The 329-nt window shown below is 63.8% G+C and carries 1 pseudogene; it reads right to left on the reverse strand.

The annotated features are described in order from the left end of the window. Positions 1–249 (reverse strand): annotated as a pseudogene (locus ABDB81_RS30490) (alpha/beta hydrolase); the annotation flags it as partial. Positions 250–329: the final 80 nt, after the last annotated feature.

The raw sequence follows: 329 nt of genomic DNA on the forward strand, positions 1-329 counted from the left end.
GTGCGAGAAGACGACCGGACGGCCCGAGCCCCAGTCCTTGTAGAAAATCCGCGTGCCGTCCTTCGTCACGACGTAGCTAGCCTGGCGGGCATGACGGCCGCCAGCGGGCGCGGCTTCGGCCGCGGACGGGGCCAATGCGCCGACGGACACCACCGATGCGGCGGCGGCACCGACCGTGCTGCTGACAAGCAGCTTGCGGCGCGACGCGTCCAGTTGTTCAGCGTTTTGTTGGGGGACGATGTTCGACATGAGCCTTTCCTGAAAAATTGATTCAAGTTGTCTGATTACTTTGCTTCGATCTTCTCGATCGCGGCGGCCACGCCTGCGCC

It is taken from the genome of Cupriavidus sp. DL-D2, from assembly GCF_039710735.1.
GTDB lineage: Bacteria > Pseudomonadota > Gammaproteobacteria > Burkholderiales > Burkholderiaceae > Cupriavidus.